Origin of the sequence: Sphingobacterium deserti, assembly GCF_000757725.1 — a bacterium.
In the GTDB taxonomy this organism is placed as follows: Bacteria; Bacteroidota; Bacteroidia; order Sphingobacteriales; family Sphingobacteriaceae; genus Sphingobacterium; species Sphingobacterium deserti.
On the sequence record NZ_JJMU01000047.1, the window covers coordinates 39053 to 65833 of the forward strand.

General features: G+C 42.3%; 20 protein-coding genes, 1 tRNA gene and 1 pseudogene. 7 read left to right on the forward strand and 15 right to left on the reverse strand.

Features of this window, described 5'->3' with window-relative positions; translation table 11 throughout:
- Nucleotides 1-103: 103 nt before the first annotated feature.
- Nucleotides 104-601, forward strand: a complete 498-nt coding sequence (locus DI53_RS20695) for a Sec-independent protein translocase subunit TatA/TatB (RefSeq protein ID WP_081939448.1) — start codon at nt 104-106, stop codon at nt 599-601.
- A gap of 190 nt (nt 602-791) precedes the next feature.
- Nucleotides 792-3047: a Tex family protein gene (locus DI53_RS12610; RefSeq protein ID WP_193790652.1), complete on the forward strand. Its 2256-nt coding sequence runs from the start codon at nt 792-794 to the stop codon at nt 3045-3047.
- Between the two features lie 49 nt (nt 3048-3096).
- Here DI53_RS12610 and DI53_RS12615 read toward each other — a convergent pair whose 3' ends face one another.
- Both DI53_RS12615 and DI53_RS12620 read right to left on the reverse strand, forming a co-directional pair.
- Nucleotides 3097-4488: a RagB/SusD family nutrient uptake outer membrane protein gene (locus DI53_RS12615; RefSeq protein ID WP_071790494.1), complete on the reverse strand. Its 1392-nt coding sequence runs from the start codon at nt 4486-4488 to the stop codon at nt 3097-3099.
- An 18-nt stretch (nt 4489-4506) separates the two neighbouring features.
- The gene (locus DI53_RS12620; RefSeq protein ID WP_081939449.1) at nt 4507-8061 is read right to left on the reverse strand and encodes a SusC/RagA family TonB-linked outer membrane protein; all 3555 of its coding nucleotides are present in this window, start codon (nt 8059-8061) and stop codon (nt 4507-4509) included.
- A 208-nt stretch (nt 8062-8269) separates the two neighbouring features.
- On the opposite strand from DI53_RS12620, the gene DI53_RS12625 reads away from it, so the two are divergent.
- Entirely contained in the window at nt 8270-8560 is a 291-nt protein-coding gene (locus tag DI53_RS12625) for a hypothetical protein (protein WP_037500004.1), read from the forward strand.
- Here the strand turns inward: DI53_RS12625 and DI53_RS12630 are convergent.
- A complete protein-coding gene (locus tag DI53_RS12630) occupies nt 8557-12915 on the reverse strand; it encodes a translocation/assembly module TamB domain-containing protein (protein ID WP_476712780.1) in 4359 nt (1452 codons plus the stop codon). The genes DI53_RS12625 and DI53_RS12630 overlap by 4 nt on opposite strands.
- A gap of 79 nt (nt 12916-12994) precedes the next feature.
- Here DI53_RS12630 and tsaD point away from each other — a divergent pair, with 79 nt between their 5' ends.
- Complete coding sequence (gene tsaD, locus DI53_RS12635) at nt 12995-13996, forward strand: tRNA (adenosine(37)-N6)-threonylcarbamoyltransferase complex transferase subunit TsaD (RefSeq protein ID WP_037500006.1); 1002 nt, start codon at nt 12995-12997, stop codon at nt 13994-13996.
- Nucleotides 13997-14083: 87 nt separating this feature from the next.
- Here the strand turns inward: tsaD and DI53_RS12640 are convergent, their stop codons facing one another.
- The gene (locus tag DI53_RS12640) at nt 14084-14479 is read right to left on the reverse strand and encodes a hypothetical protein (protein ID WP_037500008.1); all 396 of its coding nucleotides are present in this window, start codon (nt 14477-14479) and stop codon (nt 14084-14086) included.
- A 183-nt stretch (nt 14480-14662) separates the two neighbouring features.
- Between DI53_RS12640 and DI53_RS12645 the strand changes: the two genes are divergently transcribed.
- Nucleotides 14663-15415 carry a copper homeostasis protein CutC gene (locus DI53_RS12645; RefSeq protein ID WP_037500011.1) on the forward strand — a complete coding sequence of 251 codons (753 nt, stop codon included), beginning with the start codon at nt 14663-14665 and terminating at the stop codon, nt 15413-15415.
- Nucleotides 15416-15468: 53 nt separating this feature from the next.
- Here DI53_RS12645 and DI53_RS12650 read toward each other — a convergent pair whose 3' ends face one another.
- A complete protein-coding gene (locus DI53_RS12650; protein WP_037500014.1) occupies nt 15469-15648 on the reverse strand; it encodes a hypothetical protein in 180 nt (59 codons plus the stop codon).
- Nucleotides 15649-15677: 29 nt separating this feature from the next.
- Nucleotides 15678-15748, reverse strand: a tRNA-Cys gene (locus DI53_RS12655).
- Nucleotides 15749-15998: 250 nt separating this feature from the next.
- Here DI53_RS12655 and DI53_RS12665 point away from each other — a divergent pair.
- Nucleotides 15999-16625, forward strand: coding sequence for a porin family protein (locus DI53_RS12665; RefSeq protein WP_037500020.1), 627 nt, complete (start codon nt 15999-16001; stop codon nt 16623-16625).
- A gap of 74 nt (nt 16626-16699) precedes the next feature.
- On the opposite strand, the gene rpsJ is transcribed toward DI53_RS12665, so the two are convergent.
- From rpsJ to fsa, 7 genes are all read right to left on the reverse strand, one after another.
- Complete coding sequence (gene rpsJ / locus DI53_RS12670; protein ID WP_002993539.1) at nt 16700-17005, reverse strand: 30S ribosomal protein S10; 306 nt, start codon at nt 17003-17005, stop codon at nt 16700-16702.
- A gap of 72 nt (nt 17006-17077) precedes the next feature.
- Complete coding sequence (gene fusA, locus DI53_RS12675) at nt 17078-19201, reverse strand: elongation factor G (RefSeq protein WP_037500023.1); 2124 nt, start codon at nt 19199-19201, stop codon at nt 17078-17080.
- A gap of 137 nt (nt 19202-19338) precedes the next feature.
- On the reverse strand, nt 19339-19806 hold the full coding sequence (gene rpsG / locus DI53_RS12680) for a 30S ribosomal protein S7 (protein WP_037500026.1): 468 nt from the start codon (nt 19804-19806) through the stop codon (nt 19339-19341).
- A 19-nt stretch (nt 19807-19825) separates the two neighbouring features.
- Nucleotides 19826-20239 (reverse strand): 30S ribosomal protein S12, encoded by a 414-nt coding sequence (rpsL, locus tag DI53_RS12685; RefSeq protein ID WP_002993550.1) that lies wholly within the window; start codon nt 20237-20239, stop codon nt 19826-19828.
- A gap of 209 nt (nt 20240-20448) precedes the next feature.
- Nucleotides 20449-22578, reverse strand: coding sequence for a ribonuclease R (gene rnr / locus DI53_RS12690; RefSeq protein ID WP_037500029.1), 2130 nt, complete (start codon nt 22576-22578; stop codon nt 20449-20451).
- Nucleotides 22579-23079: 501 nt separating this feature from the next.
- Nucleotides 23080-23526, reverse strand: a complete 447-nt coding sequence (locus tag DI53_RS12695; protein WP_037500030.1) for a Fur family transcriptional regulator — start codon at nt 23524-23526, stop codon at nt 23080-23082.
- Between the two features lie 353 nt (nt 23527-23879).
- Nucleotides 23880-24539, reverse strand: a complete 660-nt coding sequence (gene fsa, locus DI53_RS12700) for a fructose-6-phosphate aldolase (protein ID WP_037500032.1) — start codon at nt 24537-24539, stop codon at nt 23880-23882.
- Nucleotides 24540-24662: 123 nt separating this feature from the next.
- On the opposite strand from fsa, the gene DI53_RS12705 reads away from it, so the two are divergent.
- Nucleotides 24663-25913: an MFS transporter gene (locus DI53_RS12705; protein WP_037500034.1), complete on the forward strand. Its 1251-nt coding sequence runs from the start codon at nt 24663-24665 to the stop codon at nt 25911-25913.
- Here DI53_RS12705 and DI53_RS12710 read toward each other — a convergent pair.
- Both DI53_RS12710 and DI53_RS12715 read right to left on the reverse strand, forming a co-directional pair.
- Entirely contained in the window at nt 25869-26312 is a 444-nt protein-coding gene (locus DI53_RS12710; protein WP_037500036.1) for an aspartyl protease family protein, read from the reverse strand. The two genes, DI53_RS12705 and DI53_RS12710, sit on opposite strands and share 45 nt — an antisense overlap.
- A gap of 186 nt (nt 26313-26498) precedes the next feature.
- Nucleotides 26499-26781 (reverse strand): annotated as a pseudogene (locus DI53_RS12715) (malate dehydrogenase); the annotation flags it as partial.

The window sequence follows — 26781 nt, forward strand, 5'->3', positions numbered from 1 at the left end:
AAAAGGACGTCCTGATTATGTTACTAAATAATTACATCAAAATTTTGAGGATAAATAAATTAAAAGTTACCTTAGCTAGCATTAGAAATTTAATATAATTGTAATGACTTTAGGATTCTTGAATATTGGTACGCAGGAGATGGTGCTCATCGTCATCGTGATTTTGTTGTTGTTCGGTGGGAAAAAGCTTCCAGAGCTGGCGCGAGGTTTAGGTAAAGGGATTCGTGAATTTAAAGATGCCTCCGAGGGTATAAAGCGTGAAATTTCAGATCAAATTAATAGTTTTGATAAGGATTTAGACGTTACTGTAGACGAAAAGGTAGCGGATACGTCTGTGCCGGTAGCTGAGGATGTAAAGGAGACCGTGGAGAAAATTGAAAAGGAGGAAGAATCTCAGCTAGCAAAGAAAGAGGAAAAGAAGCCTTTGCCGACATTCAGTGCGCCGGAGAATACGTATGAACATAATCCCGGTCAGCAACCTAGTGCTGGCGACCAACACTATACTTACGGATACAATGATCATTTTGCTCCAGAAACACCCACTACAGATAGCGAAGCATTAATTAAAACAGACGCAGAAGAGCAAACAAAAAAAGCATAATACCTGAATTTGTGCCGACAGTGCAGAGGGCTGGCGGAACACAATGATAATAATTTAGATAGGAGATAATGTAAAAGAGGCAATTTACGAGAATACGTAGGTTGCTTCTTCGCTAATGCCTAAATTACGTATTACAAACTCACCATTCTGATATACTTCATACAACTTTCCATCGCATATTAAAATACATATGGCATACGAGATTATTATTTCGCAGGAACTTGGTATTACGAATCGCCAGGTTTTGACAACGATTAACCTTTTGGACGAAGGTGCGACCATTCCATTTATAGCGCGCTATCGAAAAGAGATGACTGGCAGCCTGGACGAGGTTCAGATCACGTCGATACGCGATCGTGTTCAACAATTGCGTGATCTTGACAAACGTAAAGACGCGGTTTTAAAATCAATCGGCGAACAAGGAAAGTTGTCGGCAGAGATTGAGCATTTAGTTAAGGCGGCAGAAACGATGGCTATTTTGGAAGATATCTATCTTCCTTTCAAACCGAAGCGTAAGACACGGGCGTCCGTAGCGCGAGAGAAAGGGCTTCAACCGTTGGCTGACGTATTACTGCAACAAGAAAGTACGAACACCATCGCTCTTGCTGAGACTTACGTAGATAGTAGTAAGGGGGTCGAGAAATTGGAGGATGCGTTAGCGGGCGCTCGTGACATTATTGCAGAGCAAATTGCAGAAGACGTTGAGGTGAGGACCAAAACGAGGAAGGTTTTTCTGGACAAAGGACAATTTGTGTCGCGTGTGGTACCAGGGAAAGAAGAAGCGGCTCTGAAATATAAAGATTATTTCGAATGGTCTGAATCTTTAAAAGATGCACCTTCGCATCGGATCTTGGCTATGCGGAGAGGAGAGAAGGAGGAACTGCTTTATTTAGATGTCGCGGTCGAAGAGCAAGACATTTTACCATCTTTAGACAAGCTATACGTTAAAAATAACAGCGAAGCAGCTACGCAGGTTAAACTGGCGTTACAAGATAGCTATAAGCGCTTATTGAGGCCATCTATGGAAACGGAGATTCGTGTATTGACGCGTCAACGTGCTGATGAAGAAGCTATCAAAGTATTTGCCGATAATGTTCGTCAGTTACTGTTAGCTGCACCTCTCGGACAAAAACGATTGTTAGCAATAGACCCTGGTTTCCGGACAGGTTGTAAAACCGTTGTGCTGGATGCGCAAGGCGCATTATTGGAGAATACGACAATATTTCCGCACACGGGCGCAGGCGGAGCGGCAGAAGCAATGAAAACTGTCAAGCATCTGGTTGAAAAATATGCAATAGAAGCCATAGCCGTAGGGAATGGTACAGCGGGCCGAGAAACTGAAGATTTTGTCAGAAAACTGGGTTTACAAGGTATTACCCTTGTTATGGTCAACGAGTCTGGCGCTTCTATATATTCGGCCTCCGATGTTGCTCGTGAAGAGTTTCCGGATTATGATGTTACTGTACGTGGCGCGGTATCCATTGGGCGAAGACTGATGGATCCTTTGGCAGAACTCGTAAAGATAGATCCTAAATCCATAGGTGTTGGCCAATATCAACATGATGTGGATCAAAATAAGCTGCAAACAGCCTTGGACGACACCGTCATTTCCTGTGTAAACGCTGTTGGAGTGGAGCTTAACACGGCTTCTAAACAGATACTAGCTTATGTTTCTGGTCTCGGTCCTTCCTTGGCTCAGCAGATTGTGAACTATCGTATCGCTAATGGGCCATTTCGCTCCCGAAAAGAACTCAAAAAGGTTCCTCGCTTAGGAGAGAAAGCGTTTGAGCAAGCCGCTGGCTTTTTGCGCATTCGCCAAGCCGAACACCCCTTAGATGCGTCTGCTGTCCATCCGGAACGCTACGCTTTGGTAGAACGCATGGCGCATGATGTCAATGCAAAGGTGGAAGATTTGCTTACCAACGACGCATTGAGAAAACAAATTGACCTAAAAAGATACATCTCAGAGAATGTGGGACTGCCAACGTTGAATGATATTATAAGCGAGTTATCAAAACCTGGACGGGACCCGCGTGAACAGTTTGAAGAATTTAATTTCACCGATGGGGTGAACGCTGTTGCTGACCTACGCGTAGGAATGAAGCTTCCTGGTATCGTTACGAATATCACCAATTTTGGTGCTTTTGTTGACATTGGTGTACATCAAGATGGTCTAGTGCACCTCAGCCAATTAGCAAACCGTTACGTCTCTGATCCGCATGAAGTTGTTAAGGTGCAACAAAAGGTGATGGTGACCGTTACAGAAATTGATGAGCGCCGAAACAGGATAGGGTTAACGATGAAAACAGAAGAGAAAAGTAGCTCGACACCGCGCCGTGATAGAAATCAGGAAAATGATAGAGGAGGAAAAGGAAACCGTCGGCACCAGCAGCCGGAAACGGATATGGCATCTAAGCTGGCGGCACTGGCCAGTAAATTTAAATAAAACAAGAAACGGGAGCGAAGGCTCCCGTTTCTTGTTTTATTTATGATCTTTAATTATACCCCGGATTCTGTACAAGTCCGCCATTAAGACTTAATTGTGCAGCCGGTATAGGATAAACGAAATATTGTTCACTTCTTAGCGTGCTATACTTCTCAAGTGCTAAGCCAGTTCGACAAAAGTCGAACCAGGTTTCTCCTTCAAAAAGCATTTCTCTTTCTTTCTCCTCCTGCACGAATCGCACGAAGCTATCAACACTAGTAAATTCGCTCATATCACGGCTAACACTTGCACGAGTCAACACAGCATTTAAAGAGGCGAAAGCAGATGCGGTTACTGCGCCACTTGCACGTGCTTCAGCTTCAGCATGAATCAAGTAAAGTTCAGCTAAGCGAATAATTGGCAAGTTTTGACTGGCCGGATTAAAATTGGGAAATTTCCCCATAAAATCGAGGGAAGTCGTATCCCCACTTGAACTTACTCTTATGCCAGGCACGACGGAGAAGCTACGCCTGATGTCAGTGGTATCAAATAACTGACCAATGGTTGTATCCCGAATGTAAAATAACATACTTGGATTGTTATTGCTGACAGAGGCAAGCGTGTTTGGCAATTGATTATCAAATTGCAATTCGAAAATAGATTCCGCTGTGTTTTCAGTTCGCCAGATACTGCCATAGTCAGTCACCAATTGGAAAGCATCTGAATCAATGATCAGTTTCGCTGCTGCGGCAGCTTTGGCGTAATCATTTGTATACTTTGCTTGGTATAAATAAACCTTTGCCAGTAGCGCTTGTGCTGCAGCTTTGGTGGCTCGACCTTTTGTCGCTTCTGTATTTGCATGTGCTTCTGGTAGCGCTTCTGCAGCCTCGGTAAGATCAAGAACGATCTGCTCATAAATTGCTTGCGGCTCAGATTGCGGTATGGCTTGATTTTCGTCTTCTGTGGTTGCCGTGAGTTTTAAGGGCACACGTCCGAAGGCACGAACCATAAAAAAGTAGCTTAGCGCTCTTATGAATTTCCCTTCACCGATAAATTGGTTTCTTTTTCCTGCGGAAATAGCATCTTCGGGAATATTAGGAACCCGAGCAATAATATTATTTGCAGCGTTTATCGTGGTATACATACTGTTCCACACGTTCGATGTCCAAGGGTTGATGACGGTTACGTTATGCGTCGCGAAGTTCTCGTACTCTGGGAACGACGAAATATGGGCAATGTGCCTCGCCGAAAATTCGGGTAATGTGATAACAGTTTGTCCCCACCCGAATGAAGGGGTCATTGTTCGGTACATTCCCGTAACAGCAGCGTTGGCATTCGTTTCAGAATTAAAGTAGCTGTCTGTAGTTACCTGAGCCAATGGTTGGCGATCCAGAAAACTGTTACAAGAACTCAGGCTTGCTCCGGTAAGGACTAAGGCAATAAATTTATATAGTGTATTCATGTTGTTTAGGCACTAATGTTAAAAAGATAAGTTGATACCAGCCGTGAAAATTCGTGGTTGAGGATAACTTCCGTAGTCATATCCATAGATCAACCCGGTATTGGCGCCTCCATGGCTCGACCCAACCTCTGGATCATATCCGTTGTATTTCGTAAATACATAGGCATTTTGTACGGTTACATATGCACGAAGCTTACTCACTTTGATTTTATCCGTTAAGTCCTTTGGCAAAGAATAGCCGAAAGTTATATTTCTCAAACGGAAGAATGAGCCATCTTGTATAAACCGGTCGGAAATAGCAGAGTTATCAAAATTCCCTGGTGTCGGACGAGGAACATTTGTCTGGTCACCCGGTTGACGCCATCTATCTACCCAGTCTACTAGCCCGTTAGAGCTCAAGTTAGAACCACCTAGACCGGTAGCAAGGTTGTAGTTGAATAGGTCATTTCCGTAGGAGAATTGCCCCATGATACTCAAATCGAAATTTTTATACTGGAATGTATTGGTGATACCTCCAAAGAAATCTGGATTGGGGTCTCCGATAATCTGGCGATCATCCGGTCTGCTTGGCGTGGTTGGTTGCCCATCAGCCCCTGCATATTCAACTAATCCGGTCTGTGGATTTACGCCCAACATTTTCCAGCCATAAAATGCACCTAATGGGAGGCCTGGCTGTGCGATGTTTAACTCACCAACACCACCTAACATTCTTGGAACTCCCGGAGGAAGCGACAATACCTTGTTTCTATTGAATGTCATGTTTAGAGCGGTCGTCCATTTAAACTCGCCCACGAAATTCTGTGTGGTTAACTCAAATTCAAAACCTTTGTTTTCGATATCTCCCGAGTTCGTAAACTGGTTCGCATAACCTGAGCTTGTCAGGATAGGAACAGCTATCAATAGATCGGAAGTCCGTTTGTGATAATAATCGGCTAAAATCGAAATGCGGTTGTTAAACAATCCTAAATCAATACCAATATCTGTTTGCCTTGTTGTTTCCCACTTTAAATTTATATCGCCCAAAACGGAAGGAACAAAGCCAGGGGATCCTAAATAGTTGTTACCGCTTGAGTACAATGAGTAACTGGCATAATTCCCAATATTTTGGTTACCTGTAATACCCCAGCTACCTCTTAATTTCAAATTGCTGATAGCAGGTACCTCTTTCATAAAACTTTCTTCAGATACGCGCCATGCTGCAGCAACGGATGGAAACGTTGCCCACCGATTCTCCCTACCAAAGCGTGATGAACCATCTGTCCGTAAGTTAGCGGTTACGATATATTTCTTCTGAAAGTCGTAGTTCACGCGGGCAAAGCCTGATGCAATGGCCCACTCTTCAGGGAAAGAGTTTGCTTGGGTAACAACACCGCCGGCGCTAATGTATTCTATATCATTTGAAGGGAAATTGTTGCGCTGCGCATGTACAAACTCTAGACGTGATTCCTGCACAGAAAATCCACCCAATGCGTTGATGTGATGGTCACCATACGTTTTATCAAATGTTAGGGTTGTCTCGTTGATCCAAAGTTGGTCCCGTGTGTTTCGACGTGCACCTATTCCGCCTTGGCTTACGTACGAGCGTAGTCCATTCGGCGGCATAAAAAATGTCTCGTCAATAAAGCTCACATCGGTACCAAAGTTTGTTTTTAAAGCTAACGAAGGTACGATTTTGTATTCTGCACTTACGTTTGCAAGAATACGCCACGTTTGCGCATTATTAACGGGAAGCTCCAAGATAGCCAGCGGATTCTCTCTCGAAGCGCTCACTTGATCATATGCATAGTTTCCATTTGCATCGAAAACAGGAATGTTTGGCGGCGCAAAAATACCATTTTTCGTTGCCCCTTCCTTCGAGTTTTCCTCCTGCACACGGTCGTTTTCCGCACGCGTGATATTAATGGCTGTCGAAAAGTTCAGTTTTTCACTATGCTGATGGTTTAAGTTTATGCGTCCGCTAATACGGCTAAAGTCAGATCCATGTAGAATACCGCCTTGTTTCATATAACCAAACGAAGTATAATACTGCGTCTTATCGCTTCCGCCACTCGCCGCCAATTCATAGCTCCGCGTCGCAGCTTTTCTAAAGATGGCATCTTGCCAATCTGTTGTAAGATCTGGGTTAGCCAATACCTGCTGCGGTATAGTAGTACGTGGTGTCTCTTGTTGTGCGATAGCATAAAAGTCGCGCATATAATCCTGGTATTGCGCAGTATTCATCATCTTATACTTGCGTTCGGAAGGCATCTCCGAAAAACCTTCGTACATATTGAAATGAAACTGACTCGTACCAGCATCGCCTTTTTTCGTTGTAATCAATACCACACCATTAGCCGCCCTCGATCCATAGATAGATGAAGAAGCCGCGTCTTTAAGAATTTCGACCGACTGCACATCTGCGGGATTGAGTGAGGATAGTACGTTGATACCTTGCGTTCCACCACCGAAATCAAAGGTTGATCCGCCCGTGAAATTCGTTGTGCTATTCACGGGGATTCCGTCAATAACATATAAGGGATCCGAGCTGGCATTAATCGAGGTTGTACCACGCACACGGATACTCAAACCGCCACCTGGAGAGCCTGATTTCTGCGATACTTGCACTCCTCCTGCCTTACCCTGTATAGCTTGTGAAATACTTGGCAATACCTCGTTTTCGATTTGGTCTGAACCGATACTCGACACGGAACTGGCTAACGTTGCTCGTTCCATCGTACCATATCCTACAGCGACAACTTCTACCGATTGAATAGTGGTTGCCTCTTGGACCATTGTTATATCTACAGCTTTCCTATTATTCAGCAACTCTTCATGTTCTTTATATCCTACTGCGCTAAAAATAAGCGCTGGACTGCTTCCTGCGGCAATGCTAAACTTACCTTGATCGTCGGTGGCTGCTGTGACTGCTAGGCCCTTCACAGAAACCGTTGCACCCACTACAGGGCCATTTGCATCCCTCACTGTTCCTTGCACGAGGTCTTGCGTGTTTTGCGGCGTGCTGGTTGAATCTGTTTGTGTCTGGGCTGTTGCCGCTGTTGTTTTTGTGGAATCACTCTGCACAGGGACAATTCCTGTAACCTTAGTCGCCGTAGAATCTGTTCTGGTAGAATCTACCGTGGCGGCAGCTACTGCGGTAGAGTCCGCTTTAACAGAATCCGGTGGAGCGACCTTTAGCACGACATTGATTTCGCTTCTGTTGTTGATAGGTTCTTCATGCCGTGCAAAATCTGTTTTATTAAACATTAACGTGGCATCCGGCTTGGCCTCTAGTTGGAATGCTCCTTGACCGTCGGAAACAGCATTTACCGATTCGCCCTTGACAGTAACGATAACCCCTTGTAGCGGTGCACCCTTCTCGTCTTTGATGGAGCCTTTCACTGCATTTAGCGTATCGATAGATAGGGGTGAAGCCGACCAATAATCACGCACCGCATGGTTATTGTTAAACGAGACGGTATAAGGAATACTTGTTTTTTGCTGTACGACATTTGTCGTTTCGGGGTTGGAAAATGATGAAAATACGGGGGTAGGTCCGAACAAGAGGAGCGGAATAGCGTAAATAGAATGTTTCATTCGTGACTGTTAGTTATTAAATTTAATACCATTATCTACAGTTCTAACAAAAATCCTCCATGCACGTTCACTCAATCTATTATAATATTTTTGTTACAAACCTTATTTCTAACGTTCTCTTTACAATAAATAGTATGCTGATTCGAATAAAATTGTATATTTCTGCATCTGCCGACAGTAAATTCGACAGATTATTAGATATTTTCCCATGAATTTTGACGAGTTTTTACAAAGTATAGACCTGGATAAATCGGCTCCGAAGGAATTGAATATCCAGCTTAGGGCCTTATGGTACGATGGAAAAGGTGATTGGAAAAGTGCACACGATCTGATTGATCACTTGGAAGACCGAACATCGGCGCATGTCCATGCTTACCTACATCGTGTGGAAGGCGATCTGTGGAATGCGAAGTACTGGTATGGACGCGCCAAGCAACCTGTCTTTGAAGGAGACCTCGCCGACGAGTGGCAACAGCTTGTAAAAATGTTACTGGGTTAGTTTGAACTTACGCTATCAGGAACAGTGTATTGATCAAGGCGTTGTTTTCTCTCGTTCCATATCCATAGCTTTTTCCAAAATTCAGAAAGGGTGTTGAATTCCTGCCTGTAAACTACCCCCACGGCACTGATATAGTCACTGTATGGAGTGAAGAGGAAATTTCTTGTATTAAGACGGTTGTAGGCTCTTAAAACAAGATTTCCATCTTGTCGGAGTCGGAATGTGATCTCCGCGTCGGTCGCGATCTGATCTGAAAACACGGTAAGATCATTCAGTTGACTGCGGCTTCGATCGCTGACACCTCCAGTTAGAATCAAGCGATCGTCGAAAAAGCGCAGTGACGCGGAAGCGTCATTAAATGAGCGTATATTGAGATCGAGAAAGTTCATATTTAAAGACTGGGAAATGATGCTATTCAACTGGTTAAAAGCAATTTCCGTTCCGGCCGATAACAACGTGTTGTTTACCTCGCGTCCAAATTCTTGTGTGGATGCTGGTGTGAAACTTCGGCGTACAATTAGGCTGATGGCCTGCTGGTTAATGTTGTTTCCATCACTTAAGTAGCCCTGCAGCTCATCTTTTACGTATGGATCCTGCGGAAAGTTTAGATCGAACGAGATTTCAGGTTGTGATAGCGTGCCTTTCAAGATCATGTCTGCCTGCGCTAAAATTCGATCGTTGTTTTCTGTTCTACCGGCGGCATTATACAGCGGTGCTACGGATGTACGTTGTTGGTAAGTGGCACTTAAATTCACCGTTGCTTCGCCCGGGTTTCCCGCCCAGCGAATCGTGCCCCCTTCTTTTAAATCAAAGAATTTATTAAAAAAATCTTGCGCCGTAAAATGGAATTTCCCCGATAAAATTAAATAATCGCCAAACATTTCAAAGTCGCCAAGGCTTGCGATACGTAGCGAAATGCTACCGGTACCGACTCCTTTTAGGGATCCGATATTATTTTCCAGATTTATTTCGGCATCTCTTGTTAAATTGAGATCCATGTTCATCGTGATGCCTTCAAATAATCGCCTGGAAAGTGGTCTTTCTGCACTGGCAGAGTCAGGAGTCGTGAAGTAAAAGAAATCATTATCACTGACTTTTAATGAGGAATTGAAAGGAATCGTGATAACGGTATTGGGGTTTGATGTAGCGTTTATATCAATATTAACGGCATTCACTGGACCTTTGAAGCTGAAACTGCCTGAAGCATATGCTGTTCCAAAAAACATCTCATTGTCTTTCCGTCCAGTATTCAAGATTTGAAAATTTGTTGCGAGGGCATCAATATCTAAAGTAGGATTTGAGAGGTTGTTTAGGTCGATCTGGCCCTTTGCGCTAGCTATACTACCGTTCACATCGGCAAACCGAAAGGCGTTTAATAGCAACCGGTTATCCTGAATGAGGCAATTCTGATTAGCTAAATGATACCTAGTTTGAAGGTAATCGACTAAAAAAGATGCCTCCCGAATAGTTGATACACCGTTGATAGTTGGCTGGCTCAAGGTTCCTCCAATCGTCAAGTCGCCACTCATCTTCCCGTATAAATTCGATACCAAGTTTTTAAGGAAAGGTTGTAAAATTCCAAGGTCTATATCGTTTACCTTACCTCGTAACTGTAAAGCGTTCTCAGAAGATTTCACGTCGTATGTTCCGGCTAGGTCAACACCTCTGCCATCAATGTCAAGCAATTTAGAATTTAGCCGCATCAACCCACTTTCTGGATCGAAATCCGCACGGATATTTAAGTTTCCTATAGGAAGGTTGTTAAATATAATAGGTGTTGTGTGGATATCGGTTGACAAGGTCGGCTTGTTGAATACAGAATGAACATGCACATCACCACTTAAATTTCCTTGTAATTGTATACCCATCGGCTTTGTAATTCCTGCTAGTGACGAGAGACTAAAATCCTTGAACGCTATTTCCAGATCGTCTGTTTCGTCGTCAGAAAGTACACCGTTTAAACTTACCTGTTGTTTTTCACGCGTGATAAGCAGGTCGTTTAAAAAAAACTTGCCCTTAGAGACGCGCAAATCGGCATTATCGTTTATTTGCCATGGTTCGCTATTTAATATGATTTCTGATTTGTCAAATTTTATATAGGCAGGCTTATTGTGCGCGAAGTGGATGTTCCCATTTAAATTCAAGTAGTTCGCACGATTATTTTCAGCAAGCATGACCTTAAAATGCAAACTATCATTTGCCAAGGTATTTTGAATGTTGATGTGCTCTATATAGGCCGAGTCTGAGAGGTTGAGCCGATCCGCATAGACGGAAAGTGAAAATGCTTTATCATCGGCTTGCTCTGTAAGCGCGAGGTTGGTGATTTTCATTCCCTTATAGGAGACCACTGGACTAAAGGCTTTAAAATTCGCGGTAAAATCATCCGATGAAAAAGTAGCTTTTAAATTTGCCCCATCTTCCAAACGTAGGTTTGGGTCAAAAAGGGCGGACACGGCATCAAAGGATTTTATGGTTACTTGAAGATCGAAGTTTTGCGCATTGTATGGCGCTGCGTCGATGTTGATGGCCGGCGCATACCGCATGGCGAGCGAACGAAAATATGGCACTATGGTGTTTAAGTCTATCTGACCACCTAATATGCCATCAACAACGTCAGATTTTAAGGTCAACAGTTTAGATTGTTCATCGCCTTCTGAGTTAAAATCCAAATAATCCATAACAAAGTCTCCTCGAGAGGATTGAAATTGTATATGATCTGAATAGATATGGCCGTTTAATGAATTTAAGGAATTGCCACTGAGCGTTGCGCTTACATTGGACCTCTTTACAATGATGCTATCTTTTGCAAATAGCTGGAGGGCTTTGAGGTTAAGTAGGTCTATACTCGATGAAAAGGTATAGACAGGCGTTTCTGCAGCCCAACCAATCTCGCCGTTAAATTCAAGTCTTGCCTGCTCGTCTTGAACGCTGCCATTTGCCGTAACACGTTGGTTTTCGATTTCTCCTTCGAAAAGAATCTGTTCGTATTTATAATCTTTGAGGTAAAGATCATGAAATTTTCCCTGTGCGGCGATTTGGAGCGAAAGCGCATCAGATCCCATACCGTCAAACTCAATATCGAAGCCAGTCGTTGCTAGACTTTTCGTGTTTAAAAACTCACCTACGTTGAATGTTGAACTGCTAATTTGTCCCTGATACTGGAGGGTAGGCTGGATGGCAACTGTAGCATTTGTTTTTAAAGATCCGAGCTTGCTGTCGGCTTGTCCGTCAATGCTGAAATGATGGTAAAACCCTTCTAAGTTTCCAACATAGCTAATACTGCCCAATTTGTGCAGCTGCGCGGGCAGCTTAAACCCACGCATATCAGCAAAATCCGGGATTAACCTTTCCAGGTCTTGGGCGGAGGTAACAAGACGATCGATGTCAAATGTGAATTTTGTTTTATCGATATAGGGAAGCCCCACGATCCTTAGGTTTCCCTGAAAAGCTGTGTGCGTTCCGGTTTTTACCTTGACGGCTTGTGCCTTTATATTCGCCACCGTTCCCGAAAGATTAGCTTGTTCAATAGTGGTGATAAATCGAACATGCGACATCTCTGGAGCGAAAAATGCGATGTCGCGCGAATCGAGGAATGCGTCGTTCAAAGTCGCTGTAACGCGTACACTGTCAATGAAGTTTTCAAAATTGGCAAAATTGTCATACTCGAATACTAAATTGTTTCCAAGTTTTGAGCGGTTGGTCCGTAAGGTAAACTCCTTGAAGGTCATTTTGCTAGCGGATATATAAGATTCCGCCGAAAGTTCCCGCACGTGTAGACCGCTTTTCTCCCTGAAGGTCAACTGTTCTATGTTTGCATATAGATCCTGGTCTTCGAAGCGAATTGCGTCGAACAGGCCGCTGATACCCTGAATATCAAGGTCATTAAAGTTGACGCCCTTGTGCTTCTTAGTCCACCGGTGATCTACCAGCTTGAATTGACTGTCGTGAAGTTTTACTTGTTTTAGGTTGACTGAAAGTTTCGACTTGTCCTTTTTAGGGCCCTTATTTTTCGGTGCAAAGTAGTCCAGTAAAAAGCTGACGTTTGTGCTGTCCTTGTAAATCTCGTAATGGAAATACGCGCTCTCCAACGTAAGTTTTCGTATTTCAAATTCATTTTCAAAAAGCCTCGCCAAAGATAATGTTGCTGTTATACTTTTTGCGTATACCATTCTTTCACCTTTTCTGTCGTCGATGCTTAAACCTTTTATATCTATGGAACGGAAGGGATTTATATATACATTTCCAACCGATATTTTCGCCCCTAGCTGTTTGCTTAAATAATTAGCGGTTTTTTTGCTGACATAGGTTTGAACGGTGGGGTAGCGCAACGCAAAAATAATCCCAACTGTTAGCAAGGTTATGCTAAGCAGCGTGATGAGCGTTATTTTCAGTATTTTTTTGATATTTTTGTGTTCTGTTTTAATACTTCGCGCAATGGCTATAATCCTCGGTATCGAGTCTTCTTGTGATGAAACTTCGGCCTCTATTTGTATAGACGGTGAAATTAAGTCAAATATTATTGCTAGTCAAGCAATCCATGCAAAATACGGGGGTGTCGTTCCCGAGCTTGCATCACGTGCACATCAGCAAAATATTATTCCAACCGTCGATCAAGCAATTACGCAGGCAAAAATACATAAAAATGATATTGATGCGGTAGCTTTTACGCGTGGCCCCGGACTTTTGGGCGCGTTACTTGTAGGAACTTCTTTTGCGAAGTCGTTTGCTTTGGCAAGAAATATCCCTTTAATAGAGGTCAACCACATGCAGGCGCATATTTTAGCACATTTTATTGAGCGTCCAAAACCCCAATTCCCGTTTCTATGTTTGACCGTTTCCGGTGGCCATACGCAGATCGTGCTGGTGAAGGACTATTTTGATATGGAGCTGCTCGGACAAACACTGGATGATGCCGCGGGCGAGGCGTTTGATAAGACCGCTAAGATATTAAACCTTCCCTATCCCGGCGGGCCTTTAATAGACAAATATGCGAAAGATGGCAACGCCAATGCATTTAAACTTCCTGAACCGCAAATCGAAAACTTGGACTTTAGCTTTTCTGGACTTAAGACCGCTATCCTATACATGGTTCAGGCTCAAGAGAAGTTAAACCCTAATTTCCTCGAAGACCATATAGCCGACGTCTGCGCGTCGGTGCAATCCCGGATTGTATCTATCTTAATTAACAAACTGAAGAAGGCGGCGAGGCAGACGGGGATAAAAGAGATTGCTATCGCGGGAGGCGTTTCTGCTAATTCAGGATTGCGTAGCTCCTTGATAGAAACTGGTGATCATCTGGGATGGAATGTTTTTATTCCAAAATTTGAGTATTGCACAGATAATGCGGCAATGATAGCCATTGCGGGTTATCAGAAATACCTTCAGAAATCTTTTGTGTCGCAAGATATCACTCCCTTGGCGCGTATGCACGTCTAATTGCCATAAATACAACGTAAACCCTGAAATTTATCTATCATGTGGACAAACAAGTTAAATATCTACGGAAGAGAATGGCTGGATGCGCTAAAGCGACTTAATAAGTTTGTTCAACCAAAGCTTGATTATGGCGGAAATTTCGTACTGTTCCTCATTCGCAAACTTTATCATAATATTTTCCACGTTGGCAAGCATATCGATGTATTCGGGAAAGCATCCTTCGATGTCCCGGTAGTCAGATAGCACATCGATGAGATAACAATGTACATCGTACTCCCTAAACTTCTGTTCATGATGCTCAGTAGCATCCATCCATTCTAACTCTGAGGAAAAGCCTGAAAAAATATGCTTGTCACATATTTGTTTATAGCTCTGCCTGGATTGTACAAGTTCATCGCGGATAAGTTCCTTTTGGTCCATGAGCTCCTCAAAGATGGTTGATAGTTTATCCTGAATTTCGACTTCTCTAGATATTATTGTCATGACGAATAATGATTAAAGATTCTACTTTGCACGGTCTAGCGCGAGTTGTTATAACAATACAAAGATTCAAATAGTTTTGTTTTTATCAAAATAACTTATTGATCTATTGGTTGTTATCATGTTTCAATAAAAACTGCACGCTGTATATGACGCATGGCTAAGGAAAAATGGCAATTTTGCTTTATGAATGCAACCGAAAAAGAAATAAATGGGATAAAATTGGAGATTTGTTCCAATTCCTCTTACTCCGCACTACAGGCGCAATTAGGCGGCGCTAGTCGCGTCGAGTTTTGCCAAAATTTGGAGAATGGAGGAATCACGCCTTCCTATGCACAGATCATGCGCGCGCGGCAGTTGTTACATATTGGAATGCACGTATTGATAAGACCTCGGGGGGGCGATTTTGTTTATTCTGATGATGAGTTTGAGGAGATGAAAATGGATATCAGTTTTTGCAAGGATGCCGGTTGTGACGGGGTGGTAATAGGCATTCTTTCCCCAGATGGAAGCGTGGATCGCGCGCGAAATGCAACTCTTGTCGCGCTGGCTAAACCGATGACGGTTGTATTCCATCGTGCGTTTGACCGTACTAAAAATCCAAGTGTGGCCTTACAAGATGTTATCGAGTTAGGTTTTGATCGGATTCTTACTTCGGGGTTAAAAAATACAGCTGAGGCGGGACAGGATGTATTGCGGGACTTGGTGCAGCAAGCTGACGGACGTATAGAGATTATGCCTGGCGCTGGCGTTAATGCCCAAAATATGATCGAGATAATCCGAAGTACTGGAGCAAAGTCCATCCATAGTTCCGCAAAAATTTCCGTGAACTCGAAAATGACTTATACCTCGGATGCGCTGGAGGGGATGAATGAACCCACCTTACAAACCTCGCGTGAGCTGGTGGAAGAGCTTAAAGGCCTTTTAGAAACCCGTTAACGAAAAAAGGAGAACGATCTCGTTCTCCTTTTAAATACTGTGTCTTGAATGAACTATTTAGCTTCAGTAGCTACCGCATTCAAGATCTCATTGTTCTTTGTGATTTGGCTTTTCTTAGGCATTTGGCTTTTTGAACCTAATTCAATGTTGCGGCCTAATTTCAAAAACTGAACTTCCACACGTGAAACAGTTTTATTTCTTCTATCTTTTCTTTTTAAACGTGTAACTCCCATTGTTGTATCTTTTTATTGTCAATAAAACGAGGTCGGAAGCGGATTCGAACCGCTGTAGGAGGTTTTGCAGACCTCAGCCTAGCCACTCGGCCATCCGACCCTTTATCCCCTAAGGGAATGCAAAAATAAACTTTAGTTTTGATATATACAACGCTTCTTTCAAAAGTTTCCACAAATATTTTCCGTCAGCGATTGGGAAGGCGATATAAGCGTAATCATTCAAGGTAGGATAGACGTTTTCTGGATATTTAAGTTGCTTGTAATCAAATGTATAAATACTATTTTTGGACCTCTTTCTGTTTTTGGTCTGAATGTTGCAATACACCATTTGTAAAACAAAAACAAAGAGTATGAAAAAGATTTTACTTTCTTTAGGAGCAGCTTTACTATTAGCTGCAGGCGCGCAGGCTCAAACGAGCTGGGGTCTAAAAGCAGGTGTTAACTTAGGCAAGTACAGCAATTTGGGTGACGACCAAAATAATAATACGTCTTTTCATGTAACTGGTTTTGCTGATCTTCCAGTTGCAGCAAATTTTTCCATCCAACCGGGGGTATCATTGCAAGGTAAGGGAACACGTTTCTTCGATGATTTTAATGGTGTCGCCAATACCGAGTATTCTCGAAATGTAATGTCTATCGAAGTTCCTGTAAACGCTGTTTATTGGATTCCGGCAGGATCTGGTAACGTATTTTTAGGTGCAGGTCCTTACATTGGCTTTAATGTTAGTGGTAAAGATAAGCTAAGAGGAGACGTAGGAAATGTTTCGGGCGATACCGAGTGGGATTTAGATTTTTCAGGTGATGACCGGGATATGAATGTGATTGATGCAGGGGCTAATTTTATGGCAGGTTACAAGCTGGCAAATGGCTTTCTTATTAACGCAGGCTACAATCTAGGTTTGTCACAATTAGTTCCTAATGCCAGCGATAGAGTATCCAACCGCGTTTGGTCTTTTGGAGTTGGTTTCCAGTTCTAGGGCTATCCATTACGGCAAACAAAAAGAGGCTACCGATTGGAAGCCTCTTTTATTTTTTCAGTACTTGAAATCTATCACACTTTGATTTCTACTTCAACACCTGAAGGCAATTCAAGTTTCATCAAGGCGTCAACAGTTTTAGAGTTTGAAGAATAAATATCCAACAATCTCTTGTAAGCACATAATTGGAATTGCTCACGTGCTTTCTTGTTAACGTGTGGTGAACGTAAAACCGTGTAGATTTTTTTCTCAGTAGGCAATGGAATAGGACCACTAACAACTGCACCTGTAGGTTTTACTGTTTTTACGATTTTCTCAGCTGACTTGTCAACCAAATTGTAATCGTAAGATTTCAATTTAATTCTGATTCTTTGGCTCATTTTATTTTGTTTTTAAGATGACCTCCCATTAGAGCTATTCACAACAGGAGGTCGGTTTATTTTTAAAAAGGATTATTCTACAGATCCTTTGATTCTGCCTTTTGATTTTGCGATTACATCATCAGCAACGTTACGAGGTGCTTCTTCATAGTGATCAAACTCCATTGTTGATGTAGCACGGCCAGACGTGATCGTACGTAATTGTGTTACGTAACCAAACATTTCTGAAAGTGGTACTAATGCTTTGATTACTTGTGCTCCGTTACGTGAGTCAAGACCTTGCATCTGACCACGACGACGGTTTAAGTCTCCCATTACATCACCCATGTTCTCTTCTGGTGTAAGAACCTCAATTTTCATAATTGGCTCCATCAATACTGGAGAACATTTTGGTAATGCCTCGCGGTATGCCTGACGGCCAGCTAATTCGAAAGATAAAGAATCTGAATCGACTGCGTGGAATGAACCATCAATCAAACGTACTTTCATTCCAGATAAAGGATATCCAGCAAGGATACCGTTTTTCATAGATGTTTCGAAACCTTTTTGAACAGATGGGATAAACTCTTTAGGAATTTTACCACCCACGATTTCGTTCACGAATTGAAGCGGTGATTTGCTCAAATCGTGATCCTCGTCTGCTGGAGAAACAACAACTTTGATATCGGCAAATTTACCACGACCACCAGATTGCTTTTTGAATACCTCACGGTGCTCAGTAGTACCGTTGATAGACTCTTTATAAGATACCTGTGGCGCACCTTGGTTAACCTCTACTTTGAATTCACGTTTCAAACGGTCGATCAAGATCTCTAAGTGAAGCTCGCCCATACCAGAGATAACTGTTTGTCCAGTTTCTTCATCCGTTTTAACTACAAATGTAGGATCCTCTTCAGCTAATTTACCAAGACCAATACCTAATCTATCGATGTCCGCTTGAGTTTTAGGCTCAATCGCTAAACCGATAACTGGCTCCGGGAAGTTCATTGATTCCAATACGATAGGGTGTTTTTCGTCACATAATGTGTCACCCGTTTTGATGTCTTTAAAACCAACAACAGCTCCGATATCACCAGCCTCGATGAAAGGGATAGGATTTTGTTTGTTCGCGTGCATTTGGAAGATACGCGAGATGCGCTCTTTATTTCCTGAACGCGTGTTCAATACATAAGAGCCTGCATCCAACTTACCGGAGTATGCGCGGATAAAACATAAACGACCTACGAAAGGATCCGTTGCGATTTTGAAACCTAGCGCAGCGAAAGGCTCGTTTACAGTTGGTTTACGTAGCAATTCTTCACCAGTCTCCGGATTTGTACCTTTTACACCTTCGGAATCCAAAGGAGAAGGCAATAATTCCATTACAAGATCCAACATGGTTTGTACACCTTTGTTTTTGAAAGATGAACCACATACCATTGGTACGATGGAGTTATCCAAAACAGCAGCACGAAGTGCGTTTAAGATTTCGCGTTCTGTCAACGAGTTTGGATCTTCGAAGAATTTCTCCATCAAAGTCTCATCATATCCAGCAACAGCTTCTAGTAATTTCTCACGGTATTCAGCAACCTCATCCAACATATCTTCCGGGATAGGCACTTCCGTAAAGGTCATTCCTTTATCGTGCTCATTCCATACGATACCACGGTTGTTGATCAAATCCACAACACCTGTGAATGAGTCTTCCGCACCGATAGGCAACTGAAGCGCTACGGCGTCAGAACCTAACATTGATTTTACTTGACCTACGACTTTCAAAAAGTCTGCGCCAGAGCGGTCCATTTTATTAACGAAACCGATACGAGGCACTTTATAGTTATCTGCTAGTCTCCAGTTTGTCTCAGACTGAGGCTCAACACCATCCACTGCAGAGAAAAGGAATACTAATCCGTCTAGTACACGTAAAGAACGATTTACCTCAACCGTGAAATCCACGTGACCTGGGGTATCGATTACGTTTACTTGGTATTTGTTACCACGGTATTGCCAGAATACAGTAGTCGCAGCAGAAGTGATCGTGATACCACGCTCAGCCTCTTGCTCCATCCAGTCCATTGTTGAAGCACCTTCGTGAACCTCACCAATTTTGTGGTTTACACCTGAGTAGTAAAGAATACGCTCAGTTGTCGTTGTTTTACCAGCATCAATGTGGGCAGCGATACCGATGTTTCTAGTGAATTTTAAATCTCTTGCCATAATATATTTATGCAGTTTGCTTTGAAAGCTTGTTTTTGTGCAATGTTGTTTGAAAGAAATAAGTACACCGACTGTAATAAGGCTTGCAGCGCTTATTGACAGTCGGTGTCATCATATTTTATTCGTTGTCTTCAAAATTAGAATCTGAAGTGTGAGAACGCTTTATTAGCTTCCGCCATCTTGTGCGTATCTTCTTTCTTCTTCACAGCAGCACCTTCACCTTTAGAAGCTGAAATAATTTCTCCTGCTAATTTTTCGTACATCGTTTTTTCACCACGTTTACGTGCGTAAGAGATTAACCATTTCATACCTAAAGCGATTTTACGCTCTGGACGAACTTCCATAGGAACTTGGAAGTTGGCACCACCCACACGACGAGATTTAACCTCTACAGCTGGCATAACGTTGTTCAACGCTTTTTTCCAAGCTTCAAGACCACTCTCTTGTGTTTTTTGTTCTACTAATTCTACCGCATCGTAAAAAATAGAATAAGCTGTAGATTTTTTACCATCTAACATCATATTGTTTACGAAACGTGTTACCTGAGTATCGTTAAACTTCGGGTCAGGTAAAATGATTCTCTTTTTTGGTTTTGACTTTCTCATTTTCTTTTCCTCCGTTTAATTATTTCTTTTTGCCTTTTGCAGGAGCTGCTGCTGCTTGTCCTGGTTTAGGACGTTTTGTTCCGTATTTCGAACGACGTTGGTTACGGCCTGCAACACCTGATGTATCTAATGCACCACGGATGATGTGGTAACGTACACCCGGTAAATCTTTCACACGACCACCACGGATTAACACGATAGAGTGCTCTTGTAAGTTGTGGCCTTCACCTGGGATGTAAGCATTCACCTCTTTACCGTTTGTTAAACGTACACGAGCGACTTTACGCATTGCTGAGTTTGGTTTTTTAGGGGTAGTAGTGTATACACGCGTACACACGCCTCTTCGCTGTGGACAGCTGTCCAACGCTGGTGACTTACTCTTATCAACCAGAGCTACTCTACCTTTTCTAACTAATTGTTGAATAGTAGGCATTTACCTGTTTTTTGTTTATTTAATTTGTAAAAATTAATTTTAAAGTCCGCAAAGATAATCATTAATATCTAAACAGTAAAGTGTTGTGTGTTAATTTTTTTTGAACGCATGCATTTGGCGGATACAAGTACATCGTCTTTAAAATGAGGGATGAAGACGATGCGTCGCCTCCATAGGTAAATTTACTATGGAAGCGAAACAGTAGTTCACTAGCTTAAAAGCGTGAAATCAATTTGTCTTTTTTCCAGATCAACCTTCTTTACCTTTATTTGCACTTCATCCCCAAGCTGGTATTTCTTCTTTTTGCGTTGCCCGATGATCGCGTAGTTCTTTTCATCTAGCGTGTAGAAATCATCGGTGATGTCACGGAGGCGCACCATGCCCTCGCATTTATTTTCCTCGATCTCGACATACATACCCCATTCAGTTACGCCGGATACAATACCCCTGTACTCCACACCGATTTGATCATGTAGGAATTCGGCCTGCTTGTATTTGATGGATGCACGTTCGGCCTCTGCCGCTTTCTTTTCCATTTGCGAAGCATGCTCAGACATTTTCTCGTAGTGCTCGGCATTTGCTTTTTGTCCACCGTCCAGGTAAAATTGTAGCAAGCGATGCACCAACACGTCTGGGTAACGTCGGATAGGGGAGGTGAAGTGTGTATAGTAGTCGAACGCCAGGCCATAATGGCTCGTACTCTTTGTTGTGTAAATGGCTTTGGCCATAGAACGCACAGCGAGCGAGGTTAATAGGTTCTGCTCTTTGCTGCCTTCAATTTTTGTCATCAGCGCGTTAAGCGATTTGGCAGTCTCCTTATCGCTTTTAATGGCAAGCTTATGGCCAAAGCGTGAGGCGAATTGTGAAAACGTTGTGAGCGTTTCCGGATTTGGCGTGTCGTGAAAGCGGTACACAAAAGTTAGTTTGTTTTTGCCGCGTCCCTGCTTGCCGATAAATTCGGCAACTTTTCTATTCGCCAATAGCATGAAATCTTCAATAAGCTTATGTGCATCTTTACGCACTTTCGTGTATACGCCAAGTGGCTTTCCATTTTCATCAAGATGAAATTTCACTTCCTCGCTCTCAAAGCTGATGGCGCCGTTTTTAAACTTCCGTTCACGTAAAATATATGCAAGCTCATTCAACTTTAAAATTTCTGCTGCAAAATCACCTGTTTTGGTTTCAATTACCTCCTGGGCTTCCTCGTACGTGAAGCGGCGGTCAGAGTTTATGACTGTCCGCCCGAACCATTGATCAACAACATTTGCCTTATCATCCATTTCGAATACTGCAGAAAAACAAAGCTTCTCTTCATTCGGACGTAGCGAGCATACGCCGTTGGAAAGTCGTTCCGGTAGCATAGGGATTACACGGTCTACCAAATAAACGGATGTTCCGCGCTGATAAGCCTCTTTGTCGAGCGGTGTGTCTGGGATCACATAATGGGAAACATCGGCTATGTGTACACCAATTTCGTAGTTGCCATTTTCTAAGGTCTGAAACGAGATGGCGTCGTCAAAATCTTTCGCATCAAAAGGGTCTATAGTAAAAGTGCTGATGTCGCGAAAATCTCTTCTTTTCGTGATCTCTTCCGAAGAGATGGTATCCGGTATGCTATTAGCTTCCTCTTCCACTTCTTTGGGGAAGCTTAACGGAAAACCGAAGTCTGCCAGGATGGCATTCATCTCGGTGTTGTTTTCTCCTTTTTTGCCCAGAATGCTTTTGACAGTTCCTATCGGGTTTTTCGCATTTTTGGGCCATTCGAGAATAGATACAACAACCTTCTCTCCATTGGCTGCGCCATTAAGATTGTCCAGCGGAATGAAGATATCGTGGATCATCTTTCTATCATCCGGCAAAAAGAAAGCAAATGAATCTGTACGATCTATTGTTCCAGTAAAATCCGTCTTTGCGCGCTTTAAAATTTCGACTACTTCGCCTTCTCGTTTTTTGCCTTTGCTCCGCTGGTAAACATGGACCTTCACAATGTCATTGTGCAGTGCTTGTCTTAATTTTCGAGGGGCTACATAAATGTCATTTTCGAACTCATCATCAGGTACGATATAAGCAGATCCGTCTGCTGTCATATCTACCTTCCCTTGCACATAAACATTCAGTTGGCGAAGTTTGAATCTGCCGCGCTCCACTTGCAGGAATTTGCCGAACTTGGATTCATCGGATAAAATGTCTGTAATTGCAATTTTAGAATCAGTGTCGCTTAAGTTTAGTTTCGCGGCGACCTGCTTGTAATTTAATGGGCTGTTTTTAGATTTCTCAAATATGTCTACAATAAGTTGGGTTAGCACTTCTTTGTAAGGGTTATCTTTTCTTTGCTTCATGCGTTTTAAATTTTATCCCACGTCATACGTTTATCATTATTTTTTTTGATCGCAGGGGAGGGGTGGATAGATTATTTAAAGCGTGGCTGTCCATGCGCTAATCAATAAACTAAGATACGTAAAAAATGTTCTAACTACCGCCATTAAATCTAGGTGAGCATGGTTATGAAATCAAATGTTTATTAATTATTCATTTTAGCTTATTTAAATATATGATAATTAGATTATTATTATATTAAATGCTAAATATGCGGTTTTCTAAATATCAGTTGAGGCATTTTAAACGGGATTTGTTTGACAAACATCAGAAATTCGCATATTTGCTAAAAATAATTTATTTAAATTAAATAAGTATTTTATCCTTTTTAATGAGCTTAAAATCAATATACAATGATTATAAAGCTAAATATAAAATCAGTTGATTTTCTAGATTTTTAACAAAAAAATAGCGCAATTCTAGGCTGAATTGCGCTTGTGATTTGAATCCGTCTATAGCAGATGTTAGGCTTCTTTTTGACAACTATCACATAATCCAACCGCATTTAATGCAATAGAATGTAGGGTGAAATTGGGTGGTACGGGAATCTTTGGAAGTGATATTTCCTGTAGACAGAAGACACTATTACATACCGAGCAGATAAAATGTACATGCTGGTCATGATGGTGATCGGCACTGCATTCAGCACTACATATAGCATAGGTAGCGGTACCGTTTAAATCGAATATTTTGTGTACAATCCCTTTGTCTTCAAAACTCGAGAGGATCCGGTAGAGGGTTACACGATCGATGTCCTTGCCCACAATCTTCTCCAAATCAGGTTGCGATATAGCTGCGTCTTTATGCGTTATTTCCTGTAAAACACGCAATCTGTGTGGTGTTACTTTGAGCGCATTTTGTTTCAGCAACTTGATAAAATGTTGCTCTTTTTCGGTTCTTTCACTTGCCATGATAGCGGTAAATTTACACAATTTTATAGTAAATAGGAATTATCTTTTTAGTGTCACGGCTGAGGATACACCTGTAGAATTGAAACTAGCTGAGAACAATATGCTGTTATTCTCCTGTTAAAATGATCACGTATTTTGCAATAATACATAGCAATTTAGAAGGGGTGGAGTCTAAATAATAGCTTTATCTTTTCAGAAAAAATCTCCAAAAGGGAGCTCTGGGAGTAGGAGATTTCTTCCACGATGTACGAAAATTGGCGATCGATTTCACCATACCCACACCATGCAACAAGGCCCCTTTCTTTTAAGAAGGAGCCTTGTTTTATTTTATTTTAGTAACGTATTGTGGTTACTTATTGTCCTGCAGCCTTTGCATGATCAGCTAAAAATTGAGCCAATCCACTATCTGTTAATGGGTGTTTTAAAAGAGATACTATTGCTGATAATGGGCCTGTCATTACGTCAGCTCCAATCTTTGCACAGCCTAAGATATGCGCACTGTGGCGTACTGACGCAGCCAAAATTTGCGTTGTGAAACCGTAATTATCATAGATCAAACGGATCTCTTCAATAAGCGCTAGACCGTCTACAGAGATGTCATCTAAGCGACCAATAAAAGGTGATACATAGGTTGCGCCAGCCTTCGCTGCCAACAGCGCTTGGCCAGCAGAAAACACTAATGTACAATTTGTCTTAATTCCTTTTTGGCTAAAGTATTTGATCGCTTTAACACCATCTTTAGTCATTGGAACTTTCACAACAATCTTTGGATTAAGAGCAGCAAGAACCTCACCCTCTTTGACCATATTATCAAAGTCTGTCGATATTACCTCGGCACTGACATCTCCTTCAACGATATCGCAAATGGCTTTGTAATGGTTAATAACGTTTTCTTCACCACTGATTCCTTCTTTTGCCATCAGGCTAGGATTAGTGGTTACGCCATCTAACACACCAAGGTCCTGTGCTTCCCTTATTTGCGCTAAATTTGCGGTATCAATAAAAAATTTCATGTTAATGGGTGATTTATAGTGATTTAAAAAGATTTAAAACTTAACGTACTTCTACGCGTTCCAAAAATAGCTATATTATTTTTCAATCTCGATAAGTTTGATCAAAACATTTTTTTCTTACTAATGGATATATTCCGGTCCCTGTCTTATCCCAACTTCCGATTGCATGTTCTGGGCCAAGCTATCTCTTTGCTAGGCACTTGGATGCAGCGGGTCGCAATCAGCTGGTTGGTATATGAAATGACGAATTCTGTTTTTTGGTTGGGATTTGTTCAGTTTGTATCTCTGCTTCCGTCTCTCATCCTTTCCCCATTTATAGGTTCATTTGTCGATAGGCACAAAAAATATAAGTTAGTCTTCATTACACAAGTAGGGCTAATGATTCAGGCTGCAGTGCTAACACTGGTGGTGGGTATGCGATGGGAAACCGTTTTTTTGCTATCGGTGCTTGGTTTTATACAAGGCATAATCAACGCTTTTGATGTCATGGGGCGACAGTCCTTAATCGTGTCCCTCGTTGATAATCGCCGGGATCTACCGAACGCTATAGCGCTAAATTCCTCAATCTTTAATGCTGCACGTATGGTCGGCCCAGCAATCGGTGGGATATTATTAACCAGTTACGGCGAGTTTGTTTGTTTTGGGGTGAACTTTGTGAGTTTTGTGCCGGTAATCATCTGCTTAATGCTGATGCGTGTGCAAGAAGATCGCTCAAAACTAACAAAAGAGAGTAATTGGCGGGGTCTGACGGAAGGGTTTAACTACCTGAGGCGTTCTCCGCACATCTCTTCACTAATCGTTGTGCTCACCTTTTCAAGCTTGCTCGTCATTCCATACACATCGTTGTTGCCTGCTGTTGCAAAAGACTTGTTCAGTGGTGACGAATCGACTTTTTCATGGTTTGAAAGCGCGGCCGGATTTGGAGCGATGATTGGAGCAATTAGCATGGCGAGACTTAAAACCGGCGAGAATCTTCGTTATCGTGTGCTATTTTCTGCATTTCTGATGGGCATTTCCTTATGCTTACTAGCCTTTGCTCACTTTCTCCCTACTGCACTCATTTTTACTATGATGGTTTCCATGGCGATGATGATGCAAAACTCATCTATCAACACCTATATACAAACGCATGCTGTACCCAGCTATCGTGCGAGAGCAATTAGCTATTACGTCATGGCATTTCAAGGCGTAGCACCTATCGGCGCGCTCCTTGTGGGAGCTACAGCAGAATATTTTGGCATCAAAAATACATTATACATTATGGGCGGGGCGGGGATATTGCTTTCGTTGGGTTATTATACCTATATCCGCCTGCACATCCACAGACGACTATTTAAACTTCAACTTCCTGGACCGCAACGTAAGGATTTCTGACGAATAGTCAATTTTGGCTCCGAAGGGTCTTAGAATATCACCGCCTATCACACCGATTACGGGTTCAAAATTCATCTGCTCGTAAGCAAAGTTGATGGAACTTAAATCCAATACGGCAGTTTGAAAATTTTTGAGTTGCCAATCATTGATTTTGAATAAAGGGATTTCCAGTATAAAGCTTTGCATGGAATTGGTTCCAAGCCCTGTGGATAAGATATCTGTATTTCGAAATTTGTCTTCTGAGATGCCCGAATGTAGCAATGTGTTTTTGTCAAGTACCGTTTTTGAGGCTCCCGTGTCAAGCACCATTTTAAACGGTTTGTCAAACAGCTCTACATGCACGAGCAGATGATACCCATCGCCTTGAAGCTCGAGGATTTCCAATGGAATTTTTTGCATGCGCTAAACTTAGGCAAATTTTTTTTTGTATTTGCTCTTGTACGGTTGAAAAGGCAATTTACAAGCTTTTCATACGCTAAAGGCTGGAATAATCGACACGATTTTTTTGCTGTCGCATCATTATTCCAGCCTTTTTCGGAGTACAGCTAATTGCTAAATTCAGCCGGTATTCCCTCGGGGGTAACCTTATATAATTTGGTTATCTTTTAACACCTGATTCATGCTTCTTACAGCTTCAGCGCTCTTTCTAAACGCCTCCTGCTCATCGCTGGACAATTCCATCGGAACGATGCGATCCCAGCCATTTTTATTAATAATGACGGGCACACCAATGTTGATATCTTCTTCTCCTAACTCGCCTTCCAGATAGACTGAGGCAGTAAACAGTCGATTTTGATCCCGCACAATGCTTTCGACCATCGCTGCGGCGGCGGCGCCCGGAGCATACCAGGCGGAGGTGCCGATAAGC

Coding starts and splice junctions, on each gene's coding strand:
- DI53_RS20695 (WP_081939448.1), top strand. CDS start 104: ATGACTTTAGGATTCTTGAATATTGGTACGCAGGAGATGGTGCTCATC.
- DI53_RS12610 (WP_193790652.1), top strand. CDS start 792: ATGGCATACGAGATTATTATTTCGCAGGAACTTGGTATTACGAATCGC.
- DI53_RS12615 (WP_071790494.1), bottom strand. CDS start 4,488: ATGAATACACTATATAAATTTATTGCCTTAGTCCTTACCGGAGCAAGC.
- DI53_RS12620 (WP_081939449.1), bottom strand. CDS start 8,061: ATGAAACATTCTATTTACGCTATTCCGCTCCTCTTGTTCGGACCTACC.
- DI53_RS12625 (WP_037500004.1), top strand. CDS start 8,270: ATGAATTTTGACGAGTTTTTACAAAGTATAGACCTGGATAAATCGGCT.
- tsaD (WP_037500006.1), top strand. CDS start 12,995: ATGGCTATAATCCTCGGTATCGAGTCTTCTTGTGATGAAACTTCGGCC.
- DI53_RS12640 (WP_037500008.1), bottom strand. CDS start 14,479: ATGACAATAATATCTAGAGAAGTCGAAATTCAGGATAAACTATCAACC.
- DI53_RS12645 (WP_037500011.1), top strand. CDS start 14,663: ATGAATGCAACCGAAAAAGAAATAAATGGGATAAAATTGGAGATTTGT.
- DI53_RS12650 (WP_037500014.1), bottom strand. CDS start 15,648: ATGGGAGTTACACGTTTAAAAAGAAAAGATAGAAGAAATAAAACTGTT.
- DI53_RS12665 (WP_037500020.1), top strand. CDS start 15,999: ATGAAAAAGATTTTACTTTCTTTAGGAGCAGCTTTACTATTAGCTGCA.
- rpsJ (WP_002993539.1), bottom strand. CDS start 17,005: ATGAGCCAAAGAATCAGAATTAAATTGAAATCTTACGATTACAATTTG.
- fusA (WP_037500023.1), bottom strand. CDS start 19,201: ATGGCAAGAGATTTAAAATTCACTAGAAACATCGGTATCGCTGCCCAC.
- rpsG (WP_037500026.1), bottom strand. CDS start 19,806: ATGAGAAAGTCAAAACCAAAAAAGAGAATCATTTTACCTGACCCGAAG.
- rpsL (WP_002993550.1), bottom strand. CDS start 20,239: ATGCCTACTATTCAACAATTAGTTAGAAAAGGTAGAGTAGCTCTGGTT.
- rnr (WP_037500029.1), bottom strand. CDS start 22,578: ATGAAGCAAAGAAAAGATAACCCTTACAAAGAAGTGCTAACCCAACTT.
- DI53_RS12695 (WP_037500030.1), bottom strand. CDS start 23,526: ATGGCAAGTGAAAGAACCGAAAAAGAGCAACATTTTATCAAGTTGCTG.
- fsa (WP_037500032.1), bottom strand. CDS start 24,539: ATGAAATTTTTTATTGATACCGCAAATTTAGCGCAAATAAGGGAAGCA.
- DI53_RS12705 (WP_037500034.1), top strand. CDS start 24,663: ATGGATATATTCCGGTCCCTGTCTTATCCCAACTTCCGATTGCATGTT.
- DI53_RS12710 (WP_037500036.1), bottom strand. CDS start 26,312: ATGCAAAAAATTCCATTGGAAATCCTCGAGCTTCAAGGCGATGGGTAT.